The organism is Bordetella sp. 2513F2 (assembly GCF_054642735.1).
In genome coordinates this window covers 483,029-501,762 of sequence record NZ_CM137755.1, presented here as the reverse complement: position 1 = coordinate 501,762, position 18,734 = coordinate 483,029, and the positions used below count along the sequence as shown (strand labels likewise).

At 69.8% G+C, this 18,734-nt stretch carries 15 protein-coding genes and 1 riboswitch; of the genes, 8 read left to right on the top strand and 7 right to left on the bottom strand.

What is annotated here, in order from left to right:
* Positions 1–82 precede the first annotated feature (82 nt).
* Complete coding sequence (gene mutY / locus ACYBYQ_RS02370) at positions 83–1,186, top strand: A/G-specific adenine glycosylase (protein WP_459616795.1); 1,104 nt, start codon at positions 83–85, stop codon at positions 1,184–1,186.
* Between the two features lie 31 nt (positions 1,187–1,217).
* Here mutY and ACYBYQ_RS02365 read toward each other — a convergent pair whose 3' ends face one another.
* Positions 1,218–2,024: a helix-turn-helix transcriptional regulator gene (locus ACYBYQ_RS02365; RefSeq protein WP_459616794.1), complete on the bottom strand. Its 807-nt coding sequence runs from the start codon at positions 2,022–2,024 to the stop codon at positions 1,218–1,220.
* A 94-nt stretch (positions 2,025–2,118) separates the two neighbouring features.
* On the opposite strand from ACYBYQ_RS02365, the gene ACYBYQ_RS02360 reads away from it, so the two are divergent.
* Complete coding sequence (locus tag ACYBYQ_RS02360) at positions 2,119–2,889, top strand: class I SAM-dependent methyltransferase (protein WP_459616793.1); 771 nt, start codon at positions 2,119–2,121, stop codon at positions 2,887–2,889.
* A 13-nt stretch (positions 2,890–2,902) separates the two neighbouring features.
* Here the strand turns inward: ACYBYQ_RS02360 and metH are convergent, their stop codons facing one another.
* Entirely contained in the window at positions 2,903–6,676 is a 3,774-nt protein-coding gene (gene metH / locus ACYBYQ_RS02355; RefSeq protein ID WP_459616792.1) for a methionine synthase, read from the bottom strand.
* Between the two features lie 103 nt (positions 6,677–6,779).
* A riboswitch (cobalamin riboswitch) is annotated at positions 6,780–6,932 on the top strand.
* Positions 6,933–6,998: 66 nt separating this feature from the next.
* Here metH and ACYBYQ_RS02350 point away from each other — a divergent pair.
* The 6 genes from ACYBYQ_RS02350 to ACYBYQ_RS02325 all read left to right on the top strand — a co-directional run bounded on the left by ACYBYQ_RS02350 (position 6,999) and on the right by ACYBYQ_RS02325 (position 13,766).
* Positions 6,999–9,038: a TonB-dependent receptor gene (locus tag ACYBYQ_RS02350; RefSeq protein WP_459616791.1), complete on the top strand. Its 2,040-nt coding sequence runs from the start codon at positions 6,999–7,001 to the stop codon at positions 9,036–9,038.
* Between the two features lie 16 nt (positions 9,039–9,054).
* On the top strand, positions 9,055–9,948 hold the full coding sequence (locus ACYBYQ_RS02345; protein ID WP_459616790.1) for a cobalamin-binding protein: 894 nt from the start codon (positions 9,055–9,057) through the stop codon (positions 9,946–9,948).
* A 111-nt stretch (positions 9,949–10,059) separates the two neighbouring features.
* Positions 10,060–10,857, top strand: a complete 798-nt coding sequence (locus ACYBYQ_RS02340) for a thiazole synthase (protein ID WP_459618685.1) — start codon at positions 10,060–10,062, stop codon at positions 10,855–10,857.
* Positions 10,854–11,687, top strand: coding sequence for a bifunctional hydroxymethylpyrimidine kinase/phosphomethylpyrimidine kinase (thiD, locus tag ACYBYQ_RS02335; protein ID WP_459616789.1), 834 nt, complete (start codon positions 10,854–10,856; stop codon positions 11,685–11,687). Before ACYBYQ_RS02340 ends, thiD begins: the two co-directional genes overlap by 4 nt.
* A 62-nt stretch (positions 11,688–11,749) precedes the next feature.
* A complete protein-coding gene (locus ACYBYQ_RS02330) occupies positions 11,750–12,430 on the top strand; it encodes a protein-L-isoaspartate O-methyltransferase family protein (RefSeq protein ID WP_459616788.1) in 681 nt (226 codons plus the stop codon).
* A gap of 1 nt (position 12,431) precedes the next feature.
* Positions 12,432–13,766 (top strand): TolC family outer membrane protein, encoded by a 1,335-nt coding sequence (locus tag ACYBYQ_RS02325; protein ID WP_459616787.1) that lies wholly within the window; start codon positions 12,432–12,434, stop codon positions 13,764–13,766.
* A 42-nt stretch (positions 13,767–13,808) separates the two neighbouring features.
* Here ACYBYQ_RS02325 and rfaE2 read toward each other — a convergent pair whose 3' ends face one another.
* The 5 genes from rfaE2 to ACYBYQ_RS02300 form a co-directional block, all read right to left on the bottom strand.
* Complete coding sequence (gene rfaE2, locus ACYBYQ_RS02320; RefSeq protein WP_459616786.1) at positions 13,809–14,291, bottom strand: D-glycero-beta-D-manno-heptose 1-phosphate adenylyltransferase; 483 nt, start codon at positions 14,289–14,291, stop codon at positions 13,809–13,811.
* A 29-nt stretch (positions 14,292–14,320) separates the two neighbouring features.
* Positions 14,321–15,196 (bottom strand): ferritin-like domain-containing protein, encoded by an 876-nt coding sequence (locus ACYBYQ_RS02315; RefSeq protein ID WP_459616785.1) that lies wholly within the window; start codon positions 15,194–15,196, stop codon positions 14,321–14,323.
* Positions 15,197–15,361: 165 nt separating this feature from the next.
* The gene (gene ubiB, locus ACYBYQ_RS02310) at positions 15,362–16,915 is read right to left on the bottom strand and encodes a ubiquinone biosynthesis regulatory protein kinase UbiB (RefSeq protein ID WP_459616784.1); all 1,554 of its coding nucleotides are present in this window, start codon (positions 16,913–16,915) and stop codon (positions 15,362–15,364) included.
* A gap of 4 nt (positions 16,916–16,919) precedes the next feature.
* Positions 16,920–17,546 (bottom strand): ubiquinone biosynthesis accessory factor UbiJ, encoded by a 627-nt coding sequence (locus ACYBYQ_RS02305; protein ID WP_459616783.1) that lies wholly within the window; start codon positions 17,544–17,546, stop codon positions 16,920–16,922.
* A gap of 173 nt (positions 17,547–17,719) precedes the next feature.
* Positions 17,720–18,709: a Tim44 domain-containing protein gene (locus tag ACYBYQ_RS02300; protein ID WP_459616782.1), complete on the bottom strand. Its 990-nt coding sequence runs from the start codon at positions 18,707–18,709 to the stop codon at positions 17,720–17,722.
* Positions 18,710–18,734: the final 25 nt, after the last annotated feature.

The window sequence follows — 18,734 nt, the reverse complement described above, 5'->3', positions numbered from 1 at the left end:
CGATGCGGGCACGCGAGTGCCTTTGTTGTTTTGTTCCGTTTTACCCCCCCGCCACCGGGCGGCGCAATAGGGCGATGCGATAATGCGTGCCATGGAATTCGCCCCCCGCATCGTGGCCTGGCAGCGCACCCACGGCCGGCACGGCCTGCCCTGGCAAGGCACCGCCGACCCCTATCGCATCTGGCTGTCGGAGATCATGCTGCAGCAGACCCAGGTCGCCACCGTGATCCCGTATTACCAGCGCTTCCTGGCCCGCTTTCCCGACGTGGCCGCGCTGGCTGCCGCCAGCCAGGAAGAGGTCATGCCCTACTGGGCAGGGCTGGGCTACTACGCCCGGGCCCGCAACCTGCATCGCTGCGCCCGGGAAATCATGGAACGCTGGCAGGGCCGCTTTCCGCCGGATGCCGAACGCATCGCCACCCTGCCCGGCATCGGCCGCTCCACCGCCGCTGCCATCGCCGCCTTTGCCTACGGCGAGCGCTCGCCCATCCTCGACGGCAACGTCAAGCGGGTTTTCGCCCGGCACTTCGGCATCGAGGGCGACCCGGCCCGACGCGCGGTGGACCAGCGCCTCTGGGGTCTGGCCCAAGCGCAGGTGGATGCGGCGCCCGGGCTCGACATGGCCGCCTATACCCAGGGCCTGATGGACCTGGGCGCCACCCTGTGCACGCGCGGCAAACCCGCCTGCCAGGCCTGCCCCGTGGCCGAGACCTGTATCGCGCGGCGCGACGGCCGCCAGCTGGAGCTGCCCACGCCCAAGGCGCGCAAGGCCGTGCCCGAACGCGAGACGGCCATGCTGGTGCTGGCCCATGAAGGCGCGCTGCTGCTGCAGCAGCGCCCCTCGCCCGGCATTTGGGGCGGCTTGTGGAGCCTGCCCGAATTCGAATCCGGCGCCGAACCGCTGGCCGCCGTCCGCGCCCTCGGGCTGGAACCGCTGGCCCCGTGCCGGCTGGCCGGTTTCTCGCACACGTTCACCCACTTCCGGCTGCACGTGCAGCCCTGGTACGTGCCGGTGAAAACACCGCCTGCGCTGCGCGACAGCGCACGCGCCGAGCGCTGGGTGGGCGTGCAGGAGCTGGCCGCGGTGGCGCTGCCCGCGCCGGTGAAGAAGCTGCTGGCCGGGCTGGCCGCAGCGGGGCTGCCGTCCGGCGACGCCGGCCTGGTCCTGGCGCCCTCCCCGCAATAGCCCGCACCGCCCGCGCGGGCGCCGGCCTGCTTCATTCGCCGGCCAGCAACATCACCAGCTTCAGCTCGGGATGGGTGGCCAGGCGGAAAGTGACCTGGCGATAGGCCAGCCGGCCGTCCACCGGATGGTTGAAGTCGCGCCGGCCCCCTTCGCGCTCCACCACCGCATGGCGCGTCCACCAGTGCGCGAACACCTCGCTTTCGCGCACCAGCGATGCCACCAGCGCCGCCACGTCGGCGGCGTCCAGGTGCGCGGCGGCGTCGGCGCGGAATTCAGCCACCACCCGGCGGGCGCGCTGCTCCCAGTCCACCACCAGGCTGCGCGCAGCGGGGTCCAGGAAGATGTAGCGCAGCAGGTTCGGCGCCGGGTCGCGTACCGGCCAGTCGTCGAACAGGTGGACCAGCGGCCGGTTGCAGGCCAGCACGTTCCAGGCGCGGTCGAGCACGTAGGCCGGCGCGGCAATGGCTTCCACGCATTCGCGCAGCGGCGCCGCGGCGCCCTGGGCGTCGTCGCGCGGATGCTGCGGGTCGGCGCATTCGGCCAGCTCGAAGAGATAGGCGCGTTCCGCGCGGCCCAGCTGCAGCACGGCCGCGATACGCCCCCACACGGCGGGCGAGACGGAGACGTCGCGGCCCTGCTCGATCCAGGTGTACCAGGTGACGCTGATGCCGCACAGCTGGGCCACTTCCTCGCGGCGCAGCCCGGGCGTGCGGCGGCGCGTGCCGGGCGGCAGGCCCGCCATCTGCGGGCTGACGCGTGCCCGCGCATTGCGCACGAACTCGCCCAGCAGCTGGCGGCGCAGCACCGGGCCTTCGGTGGGGAGGGAAGCAGTCGTCATACCAGGATAAGCAATGGTCTTGTACGCGTATCGGTACCTGCCTATCTTAGCCGCTGCCGCAGTCCACGCGCTGCCACTCGCCCAAGGAGCCACCATGCATGCCCCCACCCATGACGACGTCGTCGACCAGCAGTTCAGTCCCCGTGCCGAGGCCTACCTGGCCAGCGCGGTCCATGCGCAGGGAGAGGACCTGCGGCAGATGGCCGGGCTGGCCCGGCTGCATCCCGGCGCCCAAGCGCTGGACCTGGGCTGCGGCGCAGGCCACGTGAGCTTTCATCTTGCGCCGCTGGTGGCGCAGGTCACCGCCTACGACCTGTCGCAGCCGATGCTGGACGTGGTGGCCGCCGAGGCGGCCAGGCGCGGGCTGCACAACCTCGCCACCTGTCGAGGCAAAGCCGAGTATCTGCCCTTCGCCGATGGGGAGTTCGACCTCGTGATGTCGCGCTATTCCACCCACCACTGGCAGGATGCCGGCCGCGCGCTGCGCGACGCCTGGCGCGTGCTCAGGCCGGGCGGCACTGCCGTGTTCGCCGACGTGGTGTCGCCCGGCGAACCGCTGCTCGACACATGGCTGCAGGCGCTGGAGGTGCTTCGCGACAACTCGCACGTGCGCAACTATACGGTTTCCGAGTGGCTGCGCATGCTGGCCGAAGCCGGCTTCGTGCTGCAGGAACTGACGCCGCGCCGGCTGCCGCTCGAGTTCGCCGCCTGGGTGGCGCGCATGCGTACCCCGGACGTCCTGGTGGCAGCGCTGCGCCACATGGGCGCGGCCGCGCCCGACCTGGTGCGCAGGCACTACGCAATGCAGGACGACGGATCATTCACCAGCGACACCGCCACGCTGGTAGTGCGCAAGCCCGGCTGAACCCGCCGCGCGCTCAGCCGAGGCTGGGCGCCAGCGTGCGCCGCAGGTCGTCGAGGCTGCGGCCGCTGCGGGCCGCATAGTCGGCGAGCTGGTCTTCGCCGATCACGCCCACGTTGAAGTACTGCGACTGCGGATGGCTGAAGTAGAAGCCGGACACGCTGGAGGCCGGGTACATGGCATAGCTGTCGGTGAGCGACATGCCGACCTCGCCGGCGTCGAGCACACGGAACAGGTCCGCCTTGACCACGTGCTCCGGGCAGGCCGGATAGCCGGGCGCGGGCCGGATGCCCACGTATTTCTCGGCGATCAGCTCTTCGTTGGTGAGCTGCTCGTCGGGCGCATAGCCCCACAGGTCGCGGCGCACCCGTGCGTGCAGGCACTCGGCGAAGGCCTCGGCCAGGCGGTCGGCCAGCGACTTCAGCATGATGGAGGAATAGTCGTCCATTGCGCCCTGGAACTCCGCCTCCTTCTTCTCCAGCCCCAGCCCTGCCGTGACGGCGAACATGCCGATGTAGTCGAGCTTGCCGCTGTCCCGGGGGGCGATGAAATCGGCCAGGCACTTGTTGCTGACGCCCTCGCGCTTGACGCCCTGCTGGCGCAGGTTGCGGTAGGTGAACAGCACCTCGCTGCGCGACTCGTCGGCATACACCTCGATGTCTTCGTCGTTGACCGTGTTGGCCGGAAAGAAGCCGACCACGCCGCTGGCGGTGAGCCAACGGCCTTCGATGATGCGCTTGAGCATGGCCTGGCCGTCGGCCAGGACCTTGCGCGCCTGCTCGCCCACGACCTTGTCTTCCAGGATGGCCGGGTACGGGCCGAACAGGCTCCAGGTCTGGAAGAATGGCCCCCAGTCGATGTAGCGTGCGATCTCGGCCAGGTCGTAGCGCTGGAAGGTGCGCCGGCCCAGGAACTTGGGGCGCGGCGGCGTGTACGCGACCCAGTCGATCTGCGGCCGCGAAGCGCGCGCCTCGGCCAGCGGCACCAGCGGCGTGGCCTTGCGGTTGGCATGGCGCCGGCGCACTTCCTCGTATTCCTGCGCCAGCTCGGCCACGTAGGCCCCGGCCTGGTCGGACACCAGGCTGGTGGCCACGCCCACGGCGCGGCTGGCATCCGGCGTGTAGATCACCGGACCCTCGTAGTTGGGCGCGATCTTCACCGCGGTATGCACGCGGCTGGTGGTGGCGCCACCGATCATCAGCGGGATGCGGCGGCTGCGGAAGTACTCGTCGCGCTGCATCTCGGAGGCCACGTAGGCCATTTCCTCGAGGCTGGGCGTGATCAGGCCCGACAGCCCGATGATGTCCGCGCCCTCTTCCTTGGCCTTGGCGAGGATCTGGTCGCAGGGCACCATCACGCCCATGTTCACGACCTCGAAGTTGTTGCACTGGAGCACCACCGAAACGATGTTCTTGCCGATGTCGTGCACGTCGCCCTTGACGGTGGCGATCACCATCTTGCCCTTGGCCCGCACGTCGCCGCCGGCGGCCTCGATCTGGCGCTTCTCCTCCTCGATGTAGGGGATCAGGTGGGCCACGGCCTGCTTCATCACGCGCGCCGACTTCACCACCTGGGGCAGGAACATCTTGCCGGCGCCGAACAGGTCGCCCACCACGTTCATGCCGTCCATGAGGGGCCCCTCGATCACCTCGATCGGGCGTCCGCCGCGCGCGGCCACCTTCTGCCGCACCTCTTCGGTGTCTTCGACGATATAGGTGGTGATGCCGTGCACCAACGCGTGGGCCAGGCGCTGCTCGACGGAGGCAGCGCGCCAGGCCAGGTCCTCTTCCCGCTTGGCGCCGGACCCCTTGACGGTCTCGGCGAACTGCACCAGGCGCTCGGTGGGCGTGCGCTCGTCGGCAGGATCGGTCTTGCCCACGGGTTGCGCGCGGTCCAGGATCACGTCTTCGACGAGGTCCCGCAGCACGGGATCGAGGTCGGCGTATACGCCCAGCTGCCCCGCGTTGACGATGCCCATGGTCAGGCCTTCGCGGATGGCGTAATACAGGAAGACGGTGTGGATGGCCTCGCGCATGGGCTCGTTGCCGCGGAACGAGAAGCTCACGTTGGAGATCCCGCCGGATATGCGCGCGTGCGGCAGGTTCTGGCGGATCCAGCGCGTGCCCTCGATGAAGTCCATCGCATAATGGTTGTGCTCGTCGATGCCGGTGGCAACCGCGAACACGTTGGGATCGAAGATGATGTCTTCGGGCGGGAAGCCCTCTTCGTCGACCAGGATCCGGTAGGCCCGGCCGCAGATCTCCTTGCGCCGCTCCAGCGTGTCGGCCTGGCCCTGCTCGTCGAAGGCCATGATCACCACCGCCGCGCCGTAGCGGCGGCACAGGCGCGCGTGGTGGCGGAAGGCGTCCTCGCCCTCCTTCATCGAGATGGAATTCACCACCGCCTTGCCCTGCACGCACTTCAGGCCCGTCTCGATCACTTCCCACTTGGAGCTGTCGATCATGATGGGCACGCGGGCGATGTCGGGCTCGGAGGCGATCAGGTTGAGGAAGCGGTGCATGCACGCCGCCGAATCCAGCATCGCCTCGTCCATGTTGATGTCGATGATCTGCGCGCCGTTCTCGACCTGCTGGCGGGCCACCGCCAGCGCCTCGTCGTACTTCTCTTCGCGGATCAGCCGCGCGAACATCTTGCTGCCCGTCACGTTGGTGCGCTCGCCCACGTTGACGAAGAGGGTTTCTTCGTCGATGTTGAGCGGTTCCAGCCCCGACAGGCGCGTCTTCACCGGCACCTCGGGCACGACGCGCGGCGCCAGGCCCTGCACCTTCTGCGCGATCGCCCGGATGTGGTCGGGCGTGGTGCCGCAGCATCCGCCCGCCATGTTCACCAGCCCGGCGCGGGCGAACTCCTCGAGCAGCGCGGCGGTGTCGGCGGGCCCCTCGTCGAAGCCGGTCTCGGCCATGGGGTTGGGCAGGCCGGCATTGGGATACACGCAGACGTAGGTGTCGCAGATCTTCGAAAGCTCGGCCACGTAGGGGCGCATCAGGGCAGCGCCCAGGGCGCAGTTCAAGCCTATGGTGACGGGCCGCGCATGGCGCACGGAATTCCAGAAGGCTTCCACCGTCTGGCCCGACAGGATGCGGCCCGAGGCGTCGGTGACGGTGCCGGAGATCATCACGGGCAGCAGCACCCCGCGCTCCTCGAACACCTCTTCCACGGCGTAGATGGCCGCCTTGGCGTTGAGCGTATCGAAGATCGTCTCGATGAGCACGATATCGATGCCGCCGTCGAGCAGGCCATGCAGCTGTTCGGCATAGGCCGTGCGCAGCTCGTCGAACGTGACGTTGCGCGCGCCCGGATCGTTGACGTCGGGCGAGATCGAGGCGGTCTTGGGCTGCGGACCCAGGGCGCCCGCCACGAAACGCGGCCGCTCGGGCGTGCTGTAGGCCGCACAGGCGGCCCGCGCCAGCTCGGCCGAGACCTTGTTCATCTCGTAGGCCAGCCCCGGAAGGTCGTAGTCGCCCTGGGCGATGGCCGTGGCGCCGAAGGTGTTGGTCTCGATGACGTCGGCGCCGGCCTCGAGGTACTGGCGGTGGATCTCCGAGATGACGTCGGGCCGCACCAGCGACAGCAGTTCGTTGTCGCCCTTCAGGTCCTTGGGATGGTCGGCGAAGCGCGTGCCGCGGAAGTCGGCCTCGCACAGCTTGTAGCGCTGGATCATGGTGCCCATGGCGCCGTCCAGGATCAGGATGCGCTCGCCCAGCAGGCGCACGAACTCGCTGCCATGGGTATAGGCCGACAGGGGATGGGGCATGCGGGGATACGTCACGGGGCAGATCCTGAAATGTGCCGGTCCGGCGGCAGGCATCGCCACGCGGGACGGGGAACCTGTGATCGTAACAAAACAGGCCACGGCGACGCGCACAGGTGTTACAGTTGCCGCCCGAATCGGTGCTTTCGGCCCACGCTCGAAAGTTAAACGGGAAACAGGAAGGATGCCCCCATCCCGGCCTGTGCTGCCCCCGCAACGGTCACCATGGCAACGCCATGGCAGCCCGACACCGGCCGGTTCGCCGCGAGGCCGTCTCCGCAGGAGGCGCCTCATTCCCGTAACGACGTGCGGGGTCGCGCGTCATACCGAGGCTTACAACATGCTTTCCCGCTCCTTCCGGCGCTACGCCGGCGCATTGGCCTGTGCCGCCCCCCTGGCCGCTTCGGCACAGGATGCCGGCCCGGCCGCCTTCCCCGAGCTCGACACCGTCACCGTCACCGCGTCCCGCGTGCCCATGGACGGCCGCAACCAGCCCGTCGCCGTGTCCGTGATCGACGCCGCCGACATCGCCGCCAGCCCGGCCCGCAATGTGCAGGACCTGCTGGCCACGCAGGCCGGCGTGCACCTCATCAACACCTCCAGCGCCGGCGACAATGCCATCGTGGACCTGCGCGGCTTCGGCCTCACCGGCGCCAGCAACACGCTGCTGCTGATAGACGGCGTACGGCAGAACGACAACGACCTGTCGGCGCCCATGCTGGGCAGCATCCCGATGGAGCAGATCGAACGGATCGAGATCGTGCGCGGCAGCGGCGCGGTCCAGTACGGCGGCGGCGCCACGGGCGGCGTGATCAACATCATCACGCGGCGCGGCAGCGCCACGCCCTCGGCCAGCGCCACCGTCTCCCTGGGCAACTACGGCCTGCGCCAGGCCGACGCCCAGGCCCGCTTCGGCAGCGACAAGGTGATGGTGGACGTCTACGGACAGACGCTGGACACCGACAACTACCGCGACAACAACGCGGAGCGCCGCACCAGCGCCGGCATGGGCCTCACCTTCCGGCACGACGACGGATCGGTGCGCCTGTACGCGCGCACCGCCACCCAGAAGCTCGGCCTGCCGGGCCCGCGGCTGGTGGACCCCTCGACCGGCGAGAACCAGTACGAGGACGACCCGCGCGGCGCCACCTACCCCGATGACTACCTCAAGGTGCAGACCGACGCCCTCGGCATCCAGATAAGCCAGGCCCTGGGCCGCGGCATGCTCTACGCCGACCTGGGCCAGCGCATCAAGGACCTGGACGGCTACAGCAACGACGGCTACGGCGACACGCTACGCGACCAGCAGCTCGACGAGACCTCGGGCAGCGTGCGCTACCAGCTGCCGTTCGCCGGCGGCCACAGCCTGGTGGCGGGAGTCGATGGCCTGTACAGCCGCACGGATGCCACGCAGCAGCCCTATTACGACGTCGAGTCGGCCTGGCGCTCCACGCAGCGCCAGTATGGCGCTTTTGCCGAGGGCACGATACGCGCCACCGACAGCACCACCCTCACCCTGGGCGCGCGCCGCCAGTACGCCTCCGACGAAGTGGCGGTGCAGTCGGGCTCCGGCTCGGCCTCCGACAAGAGCCGGCACCTCACCGCATGGCAGGCGGCCCTGCGCCAGGAACTGGGCGCGGGTTTCGCTGCGTACGGCAAGGTCGGCCGCAGCTTCCGCCTGCCCAACGCCGACGAACTGCTCTCGGTGCAGACGCCGCTGGCGCCGCAGACCTCCACCGACAAGGAAATCGGCCTGACCTGGGCCTCGGCAGGCAGCAGCGCCCGGCTGGCGTGGTTCCGCTACGACCTCACCAACGAGATCCAGTACAACCCCCTGGCCGACGGCCTGTGGGGCCCCGGCACCGGCGCCAACGTCAACCTCGACCCCACGCGGCGCCAGGGCGTGGAACTGGAAGGTACGCACGCCCTCAGCCGCACGTTGAGCGTGGACGCCAACCTGACCTGGATGGAAGCGGAATTCAGGTCGGGCACCTACTATGGCGTGGACCTCGCCGGCAAGCGCGTTCCGCTCGTGCCCAGGTGGCTCGCCAATGCAGGCCTGACCTGGCGGCCCTCGGACGACCTGTTCCTGCGCGTGTCGGCCCAGTACGTGGGCAGCTCCCGCATGGACAACGACCAGGCCAACCAGTTCGATGCCGAACTCCAGGACTACGTGCTCTTCAACGCCAAGGCCGGCTACCGCTTCTCGCGGCACGTGGAAGGCACGCTGGCCGTGAACAACCTGTTCGACCGCGACTACGCCACCTACGGGATCCGCGGCGCCAATGCGGCCTTCGAGTACCTGGGCCCCAGCGCGCGCTACAACCTCTACCCCGGCATGGGTCGCAGCGTGGTGGCCTCGCTGACGGTGCGCTACTGAGGCGGCGTTCTTTCCCATGGCTGCCGGACGCCCCCTCCTCCTGCAACGCTGCGCCGCGGCCCTGCTGCTGGCCGCCTGCACGGGGGCAGCCGCCGCGCCCGTCCAGGTCGAGGACGATACCGGCCGGACGGTGACCCTGGCCCAGCCGGCGCGGCGCGCCGTGGCGCTGGCGCCGCACCTGGCGGAGCTGGCCCATGCCGCCGGCGCCGGCGCCTACCTGGTGGGCGCGGTGCGCGGCACGGATTTCCCCGACGCAGCCCGGCAGCTGCCCTCGGTGGGTGACGGGCTGCGTCCCGATGCCGAGCGCGTCGCGGCCCTGCGCCCCGACCTGCTGCTGGCCTGGCAACCGGGGGCGCTGCATACGCTGTCGCCCATCCTGGGCTCCGGCGGCACGCCGGTGTACTTCAGCCAGCCCCGCACCCTCGACGACATCCCCTCCAGCCTGCTGCGCCTGGGCCGCCTGTTCGGCACCGAAGCCGCCGCCCGGGCCGAGGCAGACCGGCTGCAGGCCCGCATCGACGCCCTGACGGCGCGCTACGCCGGACATGCGCCGGTGAAGGTGTTCGTACAGGCCGGCGAGATCCCGCTGTATGCGCTGGGCGACGGCGACATCGTCGGCGACCTGCTGCGGCGCTGCGGCGCGGTCAACGTGTTCGGCAGCCTGCCGCGGGCGGCCGCGGAGGTGTCGGTGGAGAGCGTGCTGGCGGCCGCGCCCGACGCCATCGTGGCCGGCACCGGGAGCGCCGCAGACGGCGCGCGCATCCGCCAGGCCTGGCAGGCCCGCGGCGCGCCCGCGGCGCGCGCCGGGCACGTGTACGCCGTGGATGCCGATGCGCTGTATCGCCCCGGGCCGCGCCTGGTGGACGCGGCCGAGCAATTGTGCGCCATGCTGGACGACGCGCGTTCCTGAAGCTATTGCTGCTGCAGCCCGAGGCGCGCCCACGTGTTCTATGATGACGGGATACGCGGCGCCCGGCCCGCCGGACGGCCGCCCGATCCCGAGCATTTCCGCCTGCACCCCATGACCACAGACACCCTCACCATTGCCGGCCGCGAATACGCTTCGCGCCTGATCGTCGGCACGGGCAAGTACAAGGATTTCGAGCAGACCCGCGCCGCGCTGGACGCCAGCGGCGCCGAGATCGTCACCGTGGCGATCCGCCGCACCAACATCGGCCAGGATCCGGGCCAGCCCAGCCTGCTCGACTACGTCCCCCCGTCGCGCTTCACGCTGCTGCCCAACACCGCCGGCTGCTATACGGCCGAAGACGCGGTGCGCACCCTGCGGCTGGCCCGCGAGCTGCTCGACGGCCACGACCTGGTCAAGCTGGAGGTGCTGGGCGATCCCCACACCCTCTTCCCCAACATGCCCGAAACGCTCAAGGCCACCAAGACGCTGGTGGACGAGGGCTTCAAGGTCATGGTGTATTGCGCCGACGACCCCATACAGTGCCGCATGCTCGAAGACCTGGGCGCCGTGGCGGTGATGCCCCTGGCCTCGCTGATCGGCTCGGGCATGGGCATCCTCAATCCCTGGAACCTGCGCCTGATCATCGACCAGGCGCGCGTGCCGGTGCTGGTCGATGCCGGCGTGGGCACGGCTTCCGACGCCGCCATCGCCATGGAGCTGGGCTGCGACGGCGTGCTGATGAACAGCGCCATCGCGGGCGCGCAAAAGCCGGTGCTGATGGCCGGCGCCATGAAGAAGGCGGTGGAAGCGGGGCGCGAGGCCTACCTGGCCGGACGCATGCCCCGCAAGACCTACAGCGCCATTCCCAGTTCGCCCACCGAAGGCCTGATCACCGCGCCCGCCAAATGAATGCCAACGCCCCGGGGCAACGCCCGCCCCACGCACTGTCCATCGCCGGGGTGGACCCTTCCGGCGGCGCCGGCGTCCTGGCCGACATCAAGGCCATGAGCGCGCTGGGCGCGTACGGCTGCGCCGTGATCGCCGCCCTCACGGCACAGAATACGCAGGGCGTCACCGGCATTTCGCCCGTGCCGCCCGCCTTCGTGGCGCAGCAGATCGACACGCTGTTCGCCGACGTGCCGATCGATGCCGTCAAGATCGGCATGCTGGGCCAGCAACCGGTCACGATCACGGTGGCCGAGCGCCTGGCCCGCTGGAAGCCGGCGCACGTGGTGCTGGATCCCGTCATGGTGGCCAAGAGCGGCGACCTGCTGCTGGACCGCGACGCGCTGGGTGCGCTGCGCGAAGCGCTGCTGCCGCAGACCACGCTGATCACCCCCAACCTGCCCGAGGCCGGCCAGCTGCTGGGCGAGCGCCCCGTCGAAACCCTGAAGGAAATGCGCCGCGTGGCCGAGAAGCTGCGCAACCTGATGGCCCATTCGGGCGAGCACTGGGTCATGCTCAAGGGCGGCCACCTGCCCGGCGAGGCGGCCATCGACCTGCTGCACGACGGCGACCGCATGATCGAGCTGGCCGCGCCGCGCATCGACACCCGCAACACGCATGGCACCGGCTGCACGCTGTCGGCGGCCCTGGCGGCCCTGCTGCCGCAGTCGGCCGACGTGCCGGAGGCCGCGCGCCGTGCCAAGGCGTACCTCACCGAGGCCATCCGCCAGGCCGACCGGCTGGCCGTGGGGGCCGGGCATGGGCCGGTCCACCATTTCCATGCATGGTGGTAACGGCCTGCAAGCCGGTACAATGTTCTGTTGATATCTCCCCGCCATAGCTCAGCCTTACCGTCATGAATGCCTCGACCCTGCCCGACGTAGAGAAAGCCCGTTTCAACATGGTGGAGCAGCAGATCCGCCCCTGGGACGTCCTGGACGAGCGTGTCCTGAACGCCCTCTTCGCGGTGCGCCGGGAACAGTTCGTGCCGCCCGCGCTGCGGGCCCTGGCCTTCTCCGACCTCGAAATCCCGCTGCAGATCAACGCCGTCGATACGCGCGAGAACATGCTGGCGCCCAAGATCGAGGCGCGCCTGGCACAGGAACTGCAGCTGCAGCCCACCGACTGCGTGCTGGAGATCGGCACGGGTTCGGGCTACCAGGCCGCGCTGCTGGCCCACCTGGCGCAGCAGGTCACCACGGTCGAGATCGACAGCCGCCTGGTGGCGTTCGCGCAGCAGAACCTGCAGCTGAACAACGTCACGAACGTCAAGGTCGAGACGGGCGACGCCCGCAACGGCTGGGGTTCCACCGAATACGACGCCATCCTGGTCACCGGCTCCGTGCCTGCGATCCCCGACGCCCTCAAGTACCAGCTGCGCGTGGGGGGCCGCCTGGTCGTCGTGGCGGGCCAGGCGCCCATCATGACCGCCTGTCGCATCACCCGCACCACCGCGGCCAGCTTCGAAACCGCGAACCTGTTCGAAACCGTGATCAAGCCCCTGCGCGGCACCACGGTCTCCAAGTTCAAGTTCTGAGATGTCCGCCCGCCGGTTCGCCGCGGCATTGCTGATATGCGGCGTCGCGGGCACGGCACTGCCAGCCTGGGGCCAGGACCTCATGCAGGTCTGGCGCGAGGCCCTGGGCAGGGATCCCACGTACGCCAGCGCCCGGGCCGCCTATCGGGCCGGGCTCGAACAGCTGCCCCAGGCACGCGCCGCCCTGCTGCCCAGCATCAGCGCCGAGGTGGGCGGCGAATACGCCCACACGCAATCCACCCGGGGCCATACCGCCTATGACGGCGGCCGCGGCACCTGGGCGCTGGTGCTGAGCCAGCCCCTGTTCGACTGGAACCGGTGGCAGCGCTACGAACAGTCGCACCTGCTGGTGGCCGACACCGAACTGCAACTGCAGCAGGCCTACCAGGACCTGATGCTGCGCGTGGCCGACGCCTACTTCAACGTGCTCGCAGCCGAGGATACCCTCGCCGCCACCGAAGCCGAGAAGGCCGCCGTGGCCGAGCAGCTGGCCGCCGCCCGGCGCAATTTCGAACTGGGCACCTCCACCATCACGGACACGCACGAAGCCCAGGCGCGCTACGACCTCGTCGTGGCGCAGGAACTGCTGCTGCAGAACCAGCTGGAGGTGCGCCGCGACGAGCTGGCGCGCATCATCGGCACCCTGCCCGGCCGGCTGGCCGGACTGCCCGCCGGCGTGCCGCTGCCTTCGCCCCAGCCCGCCCGCGTGGACGACTGGTCGGTCCAGGCGGAAGCCTCGGGCCTGGACGTGCTGCGCGCCCAGCTGCAGACGCGCATCGCCGGCCACGACATCCGGATCGCGCGCAGCGGCCACTATCCCACCCTGGACCTGCGGGCCAGCACCGGCAGCGCCACCGACGCGCGCATGCGCGAGCGCAGCACCGATCCCGGCCGCCCCATCGACAGCAGCGTGGGCGTGGTGCTGTCCATCCCGCTCTATGCAGGCGGCGGCATCTCATCGCAGGTCACGCAGATGGTCGCGCTGGAGCAGAAGGCCCGCCAGGATTACCTGGCGGCGCGCCGCCAGGCGGTGCAGGCCGCCCGGCAGTACTACACAGGCGTGGTCGCGGGTCTGTCGCGCATCCGCGCGCTCGAGGCCGGAGAACGCTCCAGCCGTGCCGCCGTCGAGGCCAATCGCATCGGCTACGAGGTGGGCGTGCGCATCAATCTCGACGTGCTCAACGCCCAGCAGCAGCTCTATGCCACCCAGCGCGACCTGGCGCAGGCCCGCTACGCGGTGCTGCTGGACGGATTGCGGCTGAAGGCCGTGAGCGGCATCCTGGCGGAGGCCGACCTCGACGCCATCAACCGGCTGCTGCGCCTGCCGCCGCCCTGAGCGCTCGGCCACGAAGCGCCGGACCTGAAGCGCCAGAACGCCTCAGCCGGCGCGGATCCTGCGCACCAGCGCCGTGGTGGAGCGGTCGAACTCGAACGGGATCGCCACCGCGCTGCCGCCCCAGCTCTGCACCAGGCGCGTCTCGGGCAGCCTGGCCATGTCGTAGTCGCCGCCTTTTACGATGATGTCGGGCCGCAGCTCGGCGATCAGCGCCTCGGGCGTGTCTTCGTGGAAGGAGGTGACGAGATCCACGCATTGCAGGGCTGCAAGCAGCGCTGCGCGGTCTTCGACCGGGTTGAGCGGACGATCGCTGCCCTTGCCCAGCCGGCGCACCGAGGCGTCGGTGTTCACGGCCACCACCAGCGTTGCGCCAAGCTGGGCGGCGCGGTCGAGGTAGGTGGCATGGCCGCGATGCAGGATGTCGAACACGCCGTTGGTGAAGACCAGCGGACGGGGCAGGTGCGCCACCGCCGCGGCGGCGGCCTGGCGCGAAAGGATCTTGGATTCGAAGCGGGCGGCGGACATGCGGCGATTGTAGCCGCGCGCCGCCCGGTTCAGGCGCCTGCCAGCATCGTCTCCGCCTCGCGCGGCATGCCGGCCAGCAGTTCCTTGCGGTAGCGGTTGAGGTCTTTCACCGTGGTGAACTCGCGGTCCAGCAGCTTGGAAAGAATGTGCAGGATGCGGCTCGCCACGCGCTGTTCCCAGCTGCCGTCGAAGCGGATCTGCGTGTCCAGCCAGTGCTCCAGCCAGCCGGGTTCGGGCAGCCTGGACTGCACCGTGTCGTTGGGGAACAGGGCCTTGTTCACATGCAGATTGGTGGGGTGCATGGCCTGGGCCGAGCGGCTGGCCGACGCCATCAGCACGCCGATCTTGGAGAAAGACTGGCGGGCGCTCAGGCTGACCTGCTCGCCGCGATCGTGCAGGGCTCGGCGCATGTATTGCAGATAGGCCCCGGCATGGCGCGCCTCGTCCTTGGCCACGGTGCGATAGATGGCCTTGATGACGGGCTCGGTATGCCAGTCGGCGGCGCAGCGGTACCAGTGGTTCAGGCGGATCTCGCCGCAGAAATGCAGCATCAGGGTTTCCAGCTCGGGCGCCGGATCGAACTCGAAGCGCACCTTGTGCAGCTCTTCCTCGGTGGGCAGGAGGTCGGGCCGGAAGCGGCGCAGGTACTCCATGAGCACCAGCGAATGCTTCTGTTCCTCGAAGAACCATACCGACATGAAGGCGCAGAAGTCGCTGTCGCCGCGGTTGTCGCGCAGGAACATCTCGGTGGCCGGCAGCGCCGCCCACTCCGTGATGGCATTCATCTTGATGGTGCGGGCCTGGTCCTCCGACAGCTTGCTGCGGTCGAAATCGTCCCAGGGGATATCGGTCGCCATGTTCCAGCGCACGGCTTCCATGGTCTTGAACAGTTCGGGATAAAGCATGATGAGCCTTTTCGGGGTTCCCGCCGGGGCGGGCTCGGTTACGTCGGCGCATGGGGCGCCGTACGCTCGACGGTCTGGTAGAGCCTATTTATCGCCGGCTCGCACGAAAGCGTGATGACAGAATGGTGACCAAACCATGACAGCGGGTCCGCCAACAGGACCGGCTCATCGGGTCAGCCCCCAGATCGCCACCGCCACGGCCAGCGCCAGCACCGCGGTGAGAGCGGTGAGGAGGCGATTGGACTGCTCCTGGGCGCGACGCAGCTGCCGCACCTCGCGCAGCAGTTCGGGCGCAGGGTCGGGGCGGCTCAGGCGCTCGTGCATCAGCCGCGGCAGCGCGGGCAGGGTCTGGGACCACTGCACGGACTCCTTGGCCAAGCTCTTGCGCAATCCGTCCAAGCCCACCCGCTGGCGCATCCAGCGCTCGAGGTAGGGCTTGGCGGTTTTCCAGAGGTCGAGATTGGGATCCAGTTCGCGGCCCAGGCCCTCGACATTGAGCAGCGTCTTCTGCAGCAGCACCAGCTGTGGCTGGATTTCCACATTGAAGCGCCGGGACGTCTGGAACAGGCGCAGCAGCACCTGGCCCAGCGAGATTTCCGACAGCGGGCGATCGAAGTACGGCTCGCACACCGCGCGCACCGCGCCTTCGAGCTCTTCTTCGCGCGTCTCGCGCGGCACCCAGCCCGACTCGATGTGCAACTGCGCCACGCGACGGTAATCGCGGTGGAAGAACGCCAGGAAGTTCTGCGCCAGGTAGTTCTTGTCGAATTCCGACAGCGACCCCACGATGCCGAAATCCAGCGCGATGTAGCGGCCCAGCGTCTGCGGCTGGTCGGAGACATAGATGTTCCCGGGGTGCATGTCGGCATGGAAGAAGCCGTCGGTGAACACCTGGGTGAAGAAGATCTCCACGCCGCTGCGCGCCAGCGTGGGGATGTCGATGCCCGCGGCACGCAGGCGGTCGATCTGGCCCACCGGGATGCCGTACATGCGTTCCATGGTGAAGACCGTGCTGGCCGTGTACTCCCAGATCACCTCGGGCACGATCAGCATGTCGCCGCGTCCCGACTCAGGCCCGAAGTTGCGTCGCAGCTGGCTGCAATTGGACGCCTCGCGCACGAGGTCGAGCTCGTCGTGCAGGTATTTGTCGAACTCGGCGACCACTTCGCGGGGCTTGAGCCGGCGGCCATCGGAGCCCAGCCGTTCGATCAGGCGCGCCACCACGCGCAGCAGCGCCATGTCTTTCTCTATCACCTCCAGCATGCCGGGGCGCAGCACCTTCACGGCCACTTCCCGGCCGTCCTGCAGCACCGCGAAATGGACCTGGGCGATGGAGGCGGAGGCCACGGGGTCGGTGTCGAACTGGGCGAACAGCACGTGCGGCGACGCCCCCAGCGCCGCTTCGATGCAGGCCGCGGCCTGGTCGGAGGGGAATGGCGGGACGCGGTCCTGCAGCAGTGCGAGCTCGTTGGCGATGTCGGCCGGGATGAGGTCGCGGCGGGTGGACAGCACCTGGCCGAACTTGACGAAGATCGGGCCCAGCGACTCGAGGGCCAGTCGCAGGCGCAGCCCGCGTGGCGCGCGCGGCCGGGTGCCCAGGCGGATGACCCGCAGCAGGCCTCTGGCCAGCGGATGGTTCAGGCTGGTGAGCACGAGCTCGTCCAGGCCGAACCGGAAGGCCACGAAGATGATGCGGACCAGACGCAGCAGCGTGGGCATGGCGTCAGGCGCTCCGCCGGGCCGGCAGGCGCGCGCCGAGCTGCGCTGCGCGGCGATCCAGGTCGTCGAGCGCAGCCTGCAGGCCGGCGAGGTCCTGGCGCCACTGCTCGAACGCGGGACGCCCCAGCACCAGCGGCTGCTCCTCGGACAGGTATTCGGCCACGTTCGCCGCCAGGCGACCGCCGGCCGTGCGCAGGCCTTCCCCGAGGAGGCGGGCCCCGGAAGCCAGGCGGGCGGCCGGGATGTCGCCCACCACGCGCGCCAGGTCGTCCTCTGCGTCCCAGCGCAGGTCGCGAGCCAGTTCCGCCACCAGCTGCGCCAATGCGGCGTCGCCGGAAATGTGCGTGAGCCCGGCGAAGTCGGGCCGCTCGCGCGACAGCAGCAGCGCGGGCTGGAGCTTGCCGGCGGCCAGGGTCAGCGTGACGTCGGGCACGATGGCGGGATCGGCGGGCGACAGCATGCCTTCGCTGTCTATGGTGAGCGAAACGCCCAGGGCTCCGGCCGCCAGGCGTGCCGTCTTGCCCGCGTGGCGCGCCAGCCGCTCACGTGCCCATGCCTCGCGCGCCAGCAAGGCATTCAGGGCCTTGGCCAGCAGGCGCGGCGGTTGCGGCAGGATGGGTAGAGGCAGCATGTAAGGCGAAGGCGATGCGCGCCGAAACGGGGAGAAAGCGGCAGTTTAACGGTTTCGGCCCGGCGGCCCGGCGCCGCCCCGCGGGGAACGGCCTCTGCGCACAAACACGAACCGGCCCCTGCGGGCCGGTTCGTGGGGCCGGCGCCACCCCGCGGGGCGGCGCCGGGAAGGGGTCAGCTGGCGTATTCGACCGGGATCTGCTGGATGCCGGCAAGCAGCCAGCCGCCTTGCGCCGGCTTGTAGAGGTTCCAGACCTCCTCGAAGCGGAAGGCCTCGGCGTCCTTTTCCTCGCGCAGCATGCCGGAAAAGCGCACGCTGGCCAGGTGGCCGTCGGACACGGCCTCGATACCCAGCAGCTCGGCGTTCAGCAGCACGACTTCCGTGTGATTGGCCGCGCCGCCCCGCGCCTCGAGCTGCGGCTTGAGCTCGGCGATCAGGTCATCGGTGAGGTACTCGCGCAGGCTGCCGACGTCGCCGCTGTCCCATAGCGCCTGGATGCGGACGAACTGCTCCTTCGCCTGCTGCAGGAATCGCGGCGTATCGAAGTTGCCGGGGACGAACCAGTTGCCGTCGCTGCCGGTGGGCACGGGGGCCGCAGCCGGAGCAGCGGCCGCAGGAGCCGCCGGCGCTGCGGCGCTGGCCGGCCGCAGGGATTCGCGCATCATGGACTGGCTGGACTGGGCGCCCGCCCCGCCGTACGCGCCTTGCAGCGCCGGGCGAGCCGAGCCGCCGCGCAGGCGGCGCACGATGAACAGCACGGCGAACACCACCAGTGCGATCAGCAGCATGCTGGCCATGAATTCGGCGAACGCCGCCGACAGGCCCAGATGGGACAACAGGGCGGCCAGGCCCAGGCCGGCCGCGATGCCGGCGATGGGGCCGAGCCAGCGCGAGGCGCCGCTGCGCGCTGCAGCGCCGGCTGCCGCGCCGGTACCGGCCGCAGCCGCGCCCGTGGCAGCCGTGGAGCCCGCCGTGGTGTTGGAGCCTGCCGTGGGCGGCGTGGTGGCCTGGCGCTGCTGCATGACATTGGAGGACTGGCGGCCGACGCTGCTGCCGCCGCCCATGCGGCGCGCCTCGGCGTCGAACGACACCGACACCAGCGCCGCACCCGACACGGCGATCAGCGCCGCAGCGATGAAACGGGAGAATCGTGATCCGGACATTTTGACTTTGCTCCTCGATACGCGC

What these genes read in the sequence shown, in the direction of transcription:
- mutY (WP_459616795.1), top strand. Translation starts at nt 83, where the DNA reads ATGCGTGCCATGGAATTCGCCCCCCGCATCGTGGCCTGGCAGCGCACC.
- ACYBYQ_RS02365 (WP_459616794.1), bottom strand. Translation starts at nt 2,024, where the DNA reads ATGACGACTGCTTCCCTCCCCACCGAAGGCCCGGTGCTGCGCCGCCAG.
- ACYBYQ_RS02360 (WP_459616793.1), top strand. Translation starts at nt 2,119, where the DNA reads ATGCATGCCCCCACCCATGACGACGTCGTCGACCAGCAGTTCAGTCCC.
- ACYBYQ_RS02350 (WP_459616791.1), top strand. Translation starts at nt 6,999, where the DNA reads ATGCTTTCCCGCTCCTTCCGGCGCTACGCCGGCGCATTGGCCTGTGCC.
- ACYBYQ_RS02345 (WP_459616790.1), top strand. Translation starts at nt 9,055, where the DNA reads ATGGCTGCCGGACGCCCCCTCCTCCTGCAACGCTGCGCCGCGGCCCTG.
- ACYBYQ_RS02340 (WP_459618685.1), top strand. Translation starts at nt 10,060, where the DNA reads ATGACCACAGACACCCTCACCATTGCCGGCCGCGAATACGCTTCGCGC.
- thiD (WP_459616789.1), top strand. Translation starts at nt 10,854, where the DNA reads ATGAATGCCAACGCCCCGGGGCAACGCCCGCCCCACGCACTGTCCATC.
- ACYBYQ_RS02330 (WP_459616788.1), top strand. Translation starts at nt 11,750, where the DNA reads ATGAATGCCTCGACCCTGCCCGACGTAGAGAAAGCCCGTTTCAACATG.
- ACYBYQ_RS02325 (WP_459616787.1), top strand. Translation starts at nt 12,432, where the DNA reads ATGTCCGCCCGCCGGTTCGCCGCGGCATTGCTGATATGCGGCGTCGCG.
- rfaE2 (WP_459616786.1), bottom strand. Translation starts at nt 14,291, where the DNA reads ATGTCCGCCGCCCGCTTCGAATCCAAGATCCTTTCGCGCCAGGCCGCC.
- ACYBYQ_RS02315 (WP_459616785.1), bottom strand. Translation starts at nt 15,196, where the DNA reads ATGCTTTATCCCGAACTGTTCAAGACCATGGAAGCCGTGCGCTGGAAC.
- ubiB (WP_459616784.1), bottom strand. Translation starts at nt 16,915, where the DNA reads ATGCCCACGCTGCTGCGTCTGGTCCGCATCATCTTCGTGGCCTTCCGG.
- ACYBYQ_RS02305 (WP_459616783.1), bottom strand. Translation starts at nt 17,546, where the DNA reads ATGCTGCCTCTACCCATCCTGCCGCAACCGCCGCGCCTGCTGGCCAAG.
- ACYBYQ_RS02300 (WP_459616782.1), bottom strand. Translation starts at nt 18,709, where the DNA reads ATGTCCGGATCACGATTCTCCCGTTTCATCGCTGCGGCGCTGATCGCC.